Raw genomic sequence first — 6,744 nt, 5'->3', positions numbered from 1 at the left:
CAGATGCCGCACCTTGCCGGCGCGCTGGCGCTCGACGAGCTCGATCTCGATCCGACGGCGGTGGCGCTGTTCGGCGATCAGTCCTTCCTGGCCGGCAAGGGCGGCTGGCCGACGGCACCGTTCAGCCAGAAGTCCAGCCTGCCCTTCACCGCCGACCTTGATCTGACCACGGGGGTGCTCGCCGCCGGGCCGTTCGCCACCGCCCATGACGCGTCGCTGTCGTTGAAGCTCGACCAGGAGGGCATCCGCGTCTCGGACCTCAAGGCCAGGCTCTTCGGCGGCGCGCTGACCGGCCTGTTCGAGCTGAAGAACAATGACGGCACCGGGCTTTTCTCCGGCCAGATGAAGCTCGCCGGTGCCGATCTTTCGGCCCTGTTGCCAAATGCCGGCCTGAGCGGCAGTGGCGATGTCTCGACGGCGCTGTCGACCAGCGGCAAGTCCGTCGATGCGATGGTGGCCGCTCTGTCCGGTTCCGGTACGGCGACGCTGAGGGGGCTCACCATCGCCGGCGTCAACCCGGACGCCTTTCCCGCCTTCGTCGAGAAGGCCGATGCGATCGGGCGCGATATCGACGCGGCCAAGACCGCTGGCTTCGCGCCGGAGATCGCAGCCAATGGCAATTTTGCCGCCAAAGACACCGAGATTGCCTTCACGGTGGCCGGCGGCACGCTGCGTGCGCCGCCGATCAGCCTCGACAATCCGGCGGCGACGCTGTCCGCCGACGTCACGGCGAATCTCAACGCCAGCACCGTCTCGGCAAAGGGCGCCATCACCTACCGGCCAGGCGACGAGGCGCTGGTCGGCTCCGAGCCGGCGGTGAATTTCAGTGTCGAGGGGCCGCTCGGCGCCGCCGACCGCCTGTTCGATAGCGAGCCGCTGGCGCAGTTCCTGACGCAGCGCGCGCTGGAGAAGGAGCAGCAGCGGGTCGAGGCGATGCAGGCGGCGCTGCTGGAGAAGCAGCGGCTGCGCCGCGAGGTGCGCTACTACGCGGCACTGCAAACCGAACGCGACCGGGCGGCCGAGGAACTGCGCCGGCAACAGGAGGAGGCGCGGCTGCAAGCCGAGGCTGAGGCCAAGGCAAAGGCTGAATCGGAGGCGCAAGCCAGGGCCGAAGCCGAGGCAAAGGCGCAGGCGGAGGCCGAAGCGAAAGCCAAGGCCGAGGCGGATGCGAAGGCGCAAGCCGAGGCCGACGCGAAAGCCAAGGCCGAGGCCGAGGAAAAGGCGCAAGCCGAGGCGGGCGCCAAAGCCAAGGCCGATGCCGAAGCGAAAGCCAGGGTGGAACAGCAGGCGGCTGACGCGGCGGCCAAGGCGCAAGCCGAGGAAGAACGCCGAAAGGCCGAAGAGGCACTGCGCATCGCCTCGGAAGAAAGGGCCAAGCGGGACGCCCAACGCAAGGCCGCCCAGCAAGCACCAAAGGTCGATGGCTCCCTTCCTGGCGTCAATGACGGTTCGGCTCCACCGCCACCGAAGCCCAAGTCCAATCCGTTCACGATCGACAACCTGCTGAAGTCGCTGGATGGCGGCTAGGACGAACCGCTCTTCCCGCGTTTGGCCCAATCCAGAACGCAAAGCCTGAGCGCGGAGGAGAGGTTGGCGTCGCGCGGACGGGTCTCGTCGATCTCGGCGACGAGAGCGGCAAGCGTCAGCTTTCGCGCCGCGGCGATGGCGACGAGATCGTCGTAGAAGGCCTTTTCGAGCGAATAGCTGGTGCGATGGCCGCGGATGGTCACGGAACGCTTTTCGACCGGGCTCACGTAAGGCGCTCAGCTCTCGTTTGAATCACCAGGCTTTTCGCGGCGATGGTCGGCGATGAAGTGCTCGGCCTTGTCGGCGGCCATGCGGTCACGGTCCCGATCGGCTTTGGAGCGGCCATGCAGGGCACGGTTCTCGCCGGCCTGCCGCTCCTTCTCGGTCCGCGCCTTCTGCTTGCGGACCTGGCGGAGATTGACGACGTCGCCCATGCCGCACCGTCCGGGGAATTATTTCTTGCGGAAGGCGTCGAGAGACACCACGTCGGCGCTTTTGCCGGCGTCTGCCGCGGCGGGCTTCTTGTCGGCCTCGGCGGCGGCTTTCTTCTTCGTCTCCGGTTTCTTCTCGGTGACGACGGCCAGCGGCTCGGGCGTGGGCTGCGCCGGTTCGTCCTCGGCCGCCCCATCAGTCCTGACATCGAACTCGAGCTCGAAATTGACCGAGGGATCGTAGAAGCCGCGCACGGCGGAGAAGGGGATTTCGAGCTTCTCCGGCACATCGGAAAAGGAGAGGCCGACCTCGAAGCCGGTGTCGGACACTTTCAGGTCCCAGTACTGGAACTGGATGACGATGGTCATCTGCTCCGGATAGCGCTCGCGCAGCCGCGAGGACACGCGAACGCCCGGCGCGCCGGTGAGGAATGTGATGAAGAAATGATGGTTGCCTGGAAGGCCGGTGCGCGCGACTTCGGCCAGGACCTTGCGCATAACGCCGCGCAACGCCTCCTGGGCCAGAATGTCGTAGCGGATGTGGTCGTCGGCCATGTAGCGGGTCGGGTTCCGTTGAATCGTCCGCATAGCTGTAATGAAGCTTGAGCGCGGCGTAAACCGCATATAGATCGCAGCCCTCTCGAAGCGAGGGCCATTGCCGGTGTTTTGATGGCTCAGGCGCCGACGAGCACGCTCTTCTTGGCCGCATGCGCCGTGGCCTTCTGCCTGCCGAAGGCGCGAAGGAAGGTGCGCACGCCATTGCTGGCGGATTGCAACACTTCGCTTTCCGTTGGCGCGCCGCCAAGCATGAAGGTTATCTGCAATTCCGCGTTGACGAGAGCCAGGAACTGGCGCGCAGCCACGTCGGGGTCCTCGATCGAGAGATAGCCGGCATACGCAAGACGGGCGAAGCGGGCGGCAAGCGCCGACCAGGTGCGGCCCGGGCCTTGCTCGCGCCATTCGGCGAACAGTTCGGGATAGCGCTCGCCCTCGGCCTGGATCAGCTTGCGCAAGAACCTGCCGTCGCGGTTGCAGATGCAGTTGCGGTTCATGCGCACGGCGAAGCCAACAAGATCGGCCGCGATGTCGGTGGGCTGGTCGGGAAAGGTGGCGATGGTGGCGAAGATGCCGGCGTTGCAGCGCTCGGTCAGGTCGCGCACCACGGCGATGAAGAGCTTTTCCTTGTCGCCATGATGGTTGTAGACGGTCTGGCGCGACACGCCGGCCTCGGCGGCGATCAGATCGATGTTGGCGCCGGCAAACCCTTCGCGGCAGAAGACCGAAGCAGCGGCCTCGACGACCGAAATGCGCTTTGCCTCGTGGCTGCGTGGCGGGAAATTGTCAGGAGAAACGCAGGGCTTCATAAAAAACTATATAGCGGCGATTGACGATTTGGACAAGAGTGTCTAATTTTGTGGACATAACACAAGGCATTCGCTCCGGAGAGACAATAGGTCCCCCTCTGAGGTGTCGGAATGTCGCGGGATGGAACGTCCTGGGTTAGACGCCGCTTTCGCGGCGGCAGCCAGATCCGAAAGAAGCCTAATCATGAGTCCCAAATTCCTCCGCATCGCGGTCGTGCTCGGCCTGTTGTCCGCTATCGGCCCGTTCGCCATCGACATGTATCTTCCGGCCCTGCCGTCGATCGGCGAGGACCTGCATGCCGGCACCTCTGCGGTGCAGATGAGCCTGCTGATCTTCTTCCTGTCGATGGGCTTCGGCCAGATTCTGGTCGGGCCGATCTCGGACATGGTCGGCCGCAAGCTGCCGCTTTATGGCGGCCTCGCATTGTTCATGGTCGGCGGCATCGGCTCGGCGATGGCGCCGACCATCGAATGGCTGATCGCCTTCCGGTTCCTGCAGGGCCTCGGCGCCAGCGCCGGCATGGCCATTCCGCGCGCCATCGTGCGCGACCTGCACACCGGCAATGAGGCGGCCAAGCTGATGTCGTTGCTGATGCTGGTGTTTTCGGTATCGCCGATCCTGGCGCCGCTGACCGGCAGCCAGATCATCGAGAGCTTCGGCTGGCGCGCCGTGTTCTGGACGGTGACGGGCGCGGCGGTGCTTGCCACCATCTTGCTTGCGACTTCGCTCAAGGAAACGCGGCCGGTCGAGGAACGTGCCGGCTCATCCTTCGGCGCGGCGTTGTCGGGCTACCGCTTCCTGATGGGCGACCGCAACTTCCTCGGGCTGGTCTCGATTGCCGGCTTCGGCATCGCGAGCTTCTTCGTCTACCTGTCGAGTTCGTCCTTCATCCTGATCGATCACTACGGCCTGTCCCCGTCGGTCTATAGTGTGTTCTTCTCGATCAACGCGGTTGCCTTCATCGGCATGTCGCAACTGACGGGAATGCTGGCGGATCGCTTTGGCTTGAAGCGCGTCGTCTGGGTGGCGGTGACTGGCTATGCGACGACGATGGTGGCGCTGTTCGCGATCATGGCCTCGGGCGTCGACCGGCTCGACGTGATGGCGGCGCTGCTCTTCGTCGGCTACGGCTTCCTCGGCCTGGTCATCCCGACGACCTCGGTGCTGGCCATGGAAGAGCATGGCGAGATCGCCGGCACGGCCTCGGCGCTGATGGGCACGCTGCATTTCGCCATCGGTGCGCTGGCCATGGGTGTCGCCGGACTGTTCTTCGACGGCACCCCGCTGCCGATGGTGGCCGGCATTACGCTCTGTGCGGTGATTTCTTTCACCCTCGCCAAGCTGACGCTCGGCCGCGCGCGGGAGACGGTGGAAGCGCCGGCCGAGTAAGCAACGCTCAATATCGTAACAGAAAGGCCGGGCTCGCCCGGCCTTTTTTCATGTTTTGCATAACCCCGCCGCATCGGGAACGAAACGCAATCGCGCCTCGATTGGACGCGCGGGAACAGGTCGTGGCCCCGCGCCTGGGCCAAAAACTTGCGGTTGCAAAAAGTGGGAGGAAGGGAGAAGTGGAGGTTTCTGTTGCCAGGTACCTCCGAACCCCGCCTAGAAGTGCGAACCTCTAGGGCTTGATTTGAAGCGTTCGCACTGCATTACGCAGCGAGACGAGCTTCCGCATAGTTGTCGTTGGCAACTATAAGTTTAGCCCGATGACGGTGGTACAATGCCGGGCAAAAGTACGATCTTTACACCTTCGTCGATCCTATTTCGCCCCCAGCAAAAGCCGCTCTTTTCGAAAGAGCGGTTTTTGGTGGAGGCGCCGGGTACCGCCCCCGGGTCCGAACGGCTTATTGCATCGCCTGTTTATCGCCATAGTCGGTCAAGCCGACGAAACGAATATAGGGGCCGATCATGGAAATTGAAAGGCCGAATGGGACTTTGTCCCTATCTCAAAATGGATCGTCGAGGGTTGACTTGCCGGCGCGCTCAACCGAAGCTTTGCACCGGTGAGGAGTTGCTACCCAGCGCACAGATTGCGTAGCGCGCCACAAGCCTCATCGACCGGATCCGTGGCGCCGAGGAGGGGATTTTTCCGATGGCCGACTATCTTGCGGATGTGAAGAAGTACGACGCTGGCGCCAGCGCCGACGCGGTCGAGAAGATCGTGAAGCACCTGGGCATCGCGCTCAGAAACCGCGATTCCTCGCTGGTGTCCTGCACGGACCCGAAGGAACTGGAACGCGTGCGGGAGAACTGGGCCGCCAAGAAGCTCGGCGTCGCCGACGCCAACAAGGCCGATGGCGCGATCGAGAAGGCCTGCAAGGCGATGGCCTCCGACAACACCAAAAGCCGGGTGACTTTCTACTATCTGGTGGCGAAGGATCTCGGCAAGCTCGGCTCCCTCTGAAGCATGACGACAGGGCGGCAGCCGGCGCGACCTGGTGCCGGCGCCGTCAACATCGGCGCGTCCACATCTGCGGCGGGCTTTGTGGTATTCGATCGACGGCCGGTCGGTTATGATTGCTTGACACCCGAATCGAGGCCAAGCCGATGCGCCAGTATCTCGACCTGTTGAAGCATGTGCTGGAGAACGGCGTCGACCGCGGCGACCGCACCGGCACCGGCACCCGTGGGGTGTTCGGCTACCAGATGCGTTTCGACCTCTCACGCGGCTTCCCGGTCACGACAACCAAGAAGCTGCATCTGAAGTCGATCATCCACGAGCTGCTCTGGTTCCTGGCCGGTGACACCAACATCAAATACCTCAAGGACAATGGCGTCTCCATCTGGGACGAATGGGCGGACGAGAACGGCGACCTCGGTCCGGTCTATGGCAAGCAATGGCGCTCGTGGCCGGACGGCCGTGGTGGCGAGATCGACCAGATCGCGGGTCTTTTGAAGGAGATACGCCGGAACCCCAACTCGCGGCGACTGATCGTCTCGGCGTGGAACCCCGCCGAGGTGGAGGCGATGGCGTTGCCGCCCTGCCACTGCCTGTTCCAGTTCTATGTCTCGGAAGGCCGCCTCTCCTGCCAGCTCTACCAGCGCTCCGGCGACATTTTCCTCGGCGTGCCGTTCAATATCGCTTCCTACGCGCTGCTGACGCTGATGGTGGCGCAGGTGACGGGGCTTAAGCCCGGCGATTTCGTCCATACGCTTGGCGATGCGCATCTCTACTCGAACCATTTCGAGCAGGCGCGCGAGCAACTGCGGCGCACGCCGAAGCCGCTGCCGACGATGTGGATCAATCCGGAGGTGAAGGACCTTTTTGCCTTCCGGTTCGAGGATTTCCGGCTCGAGAACTACTTCGCCGATGCCACCATCAAGGCGCCGATCGCCGTTTGAGGTGTGCTGATATTCAGGTGATGCCGGCTTGCGAACGGCGGTTTCCTGCGCTTCCGGTGCTCACGCACTTTAAGTA

At 63.8% G+C, this 6,744-nt stretch carries 8 protein-coding genes and 1 other RNA gene; 4 read left to right on the top strand and 5 right to left on the bottom strand.

The features are described from left to right. The coding region (locus tag EN745_RS26380; protein ID WP_281034791.1) for an AsmA-like C-terminal region-containing protein at positions 1-1,527 on the top strand (1,527 nt) is incomplete at its 5' end. Here the strand turns inward: EN745_RS26380 and EN745_RS26375 are convergent. The 4 genes from EN745_RS26375 to EN745_RS26360 all read right to left on the bottom strand — a co-directional run bounded on the left by EN745_RS26375 (position 1,524) and on the right by EN745_RS26360 (position 3,322). Next, positions 1,524-1,754: a ribbon-helix-helix domain-containing protein gene (locus tag EN745_RS26375; RefSeq protein ID WP_126053946.1), complete on the bottom strand. Its 231-nt coding sequence runs from the start codon at positions 1,752-1,754 to the stop codon at positions 1,524-1,526. The genes EN745_RS26380 and EN745_RS26375 overlap by 4 nt on opposite strands. Positions 1,755-1,763: 9 nt before the next feature. Then, positions 1,764-1,961 (bottom strand): DUF4169 family protein, encoded by a 198-nt coding sequence (locus EN745_RS26370; protein WP_126053947.1) that lies wholly within the window; start codon positions 1,959-1,961, stop codon positions 1,764-1,766. 18 nt (positions 1,962-1,979) lie between these two features. Next, the gene (locus EN745_RS26365) at positions 1,980-2,513 is read right to left on the bottom strand and encodes an SspB family protein (protein ID WP_126053948.1); all 534 of its coding nucleotides are present in this window, start codon (positions 2,511-2,513) and stop codon (positions 1,980-1,982) included. Between the two features lie 119 nt (positions 2,514-2,632). Continuing rightward, complete coding sequence (locus tag EN745_RS26360; protein WP_127406233.1) at positions 2,633-3,322, bottom strand: TetR/AcrR family transcriptional regulator; 690 nt, start codon at positions 3,320-3,322, stop codon at positions 2,633-2,635. 184 nt (positions 3,323-3,506) lie between these two features. Here EN745_RS26360 and EN745_RS26355 point away from each other — a divergent pair, with 184 nt between their 5' ends. Then, a complete protein-coding gene (locus EN745_RS26355) occupies positions 3,507-4,712 on the top strand; it encodes a multidrug effflux MFS transporter (protein ID WP_126053950.1) in 1,206 nt (401 codons plus the stop codon). 178 nt (positions 4,713-4,890) lie between these two features. Here the strand turns inward: EN745_RS26355 and ssrA are convergent. Further along, positions 4,891-5,251, bottom strand: a transfer-messenger RNA (tmRNA) gene (ssrA, locus tag EN745_RS26350). A gap of 167 nt (positions 5,252-5,418) precedes the next feature. On the opposite strand from ssrA, the gene EN745_RS26345 reads away from it, so the two are divergent. Together EN745_RS26345 and EN745_RS26340 are read left to right on the top strand one after the other, a co-directional pair. Further along, complete coding sequence (locus EN745_RS26345) at positions 5,419-5,730, top strand: DUF2853 family protein (RefSeq protein ID WP_127406234.1); 312 nt, start codon at positions 5,419-5,421, stop codon at positions 5,728-5,730. A 143-nt stretch (positions 5,731-5,873) separates the two neighbouring features. Continuing rightward, entirely contained in the window at positions 5,874-6,668 is a 795-nt protein-coding gene (locus EN745_RS26340; protein ID WP_126059043.1) for a thymidylate synthase, read from the top strand. The last annotated feature ends 76 nt before the right edge of the window (positions 6,669-6,744 follow it).

This window comes from Mesorhizobium sp. M4A.F.Ca.ET.022.05.2.1, assembly GCF_003998845.1.
Lineage (GTDB): Bacteria > Pseudomonadota > Alphaproteobacteria > Rhizobiales > Rhizobiaceae > Mesorhizobium.
The sequence above is the reverse complement of the archived record's forward strand: the minus strand, read 5'-3'. Positions and strand labels throughout refer to the sequence as shown.

What these genes read in the sequence shown, in the direction of transcription:
- EN745_RS26370 (WP_126053947.1), bottom strand. Translation starts at nt 1,961, where the DNA reads ATGGGCGACGTCGTCAATCTCCGCCAGGTCCGCAAGCAGAAGGCGCGG.
- EN745_RS26365 (WP_126053948.1), bottom strand. Translation starts at nt 2,513, where the DNA reads ATGGCCGACGACCACATCCGCTACGACATTCTGGCCCAGGAGGCGTTG.
- EN745_RS26360 (WP_127406233.1), bottom strand. Translation starts at nt 3,322, where the DNA reads ATGAAGCCCTGCGTTTCTCCTGACAATTTCCCGCCACGCAGCCACGAG.
- EN745_RS26355 (WP_126053950.1), top strand. Translation starts at nt 3,507, where the DNA reads ATGAGTCCCAAATTCCTCCGCATCGCGGTCGTGCTCGGCCTGTTGTCC.
- EN745_RS26345 (WP_127406234.1), top strand. Translation starts at nt 5,419, where the DNA reads ATGGCCGACTATCTTGCGGATGTGAAGAAGTACGACGCTGGCGCCAGC.
- EN745_RS26340 (WP_126059043.1), top strand. Translation starts at nt 5,874, where the DNA reads ATGCGCCAGTATCTCGACCTGTTGAAGCATGTGCTGGAGAACGGCGTC.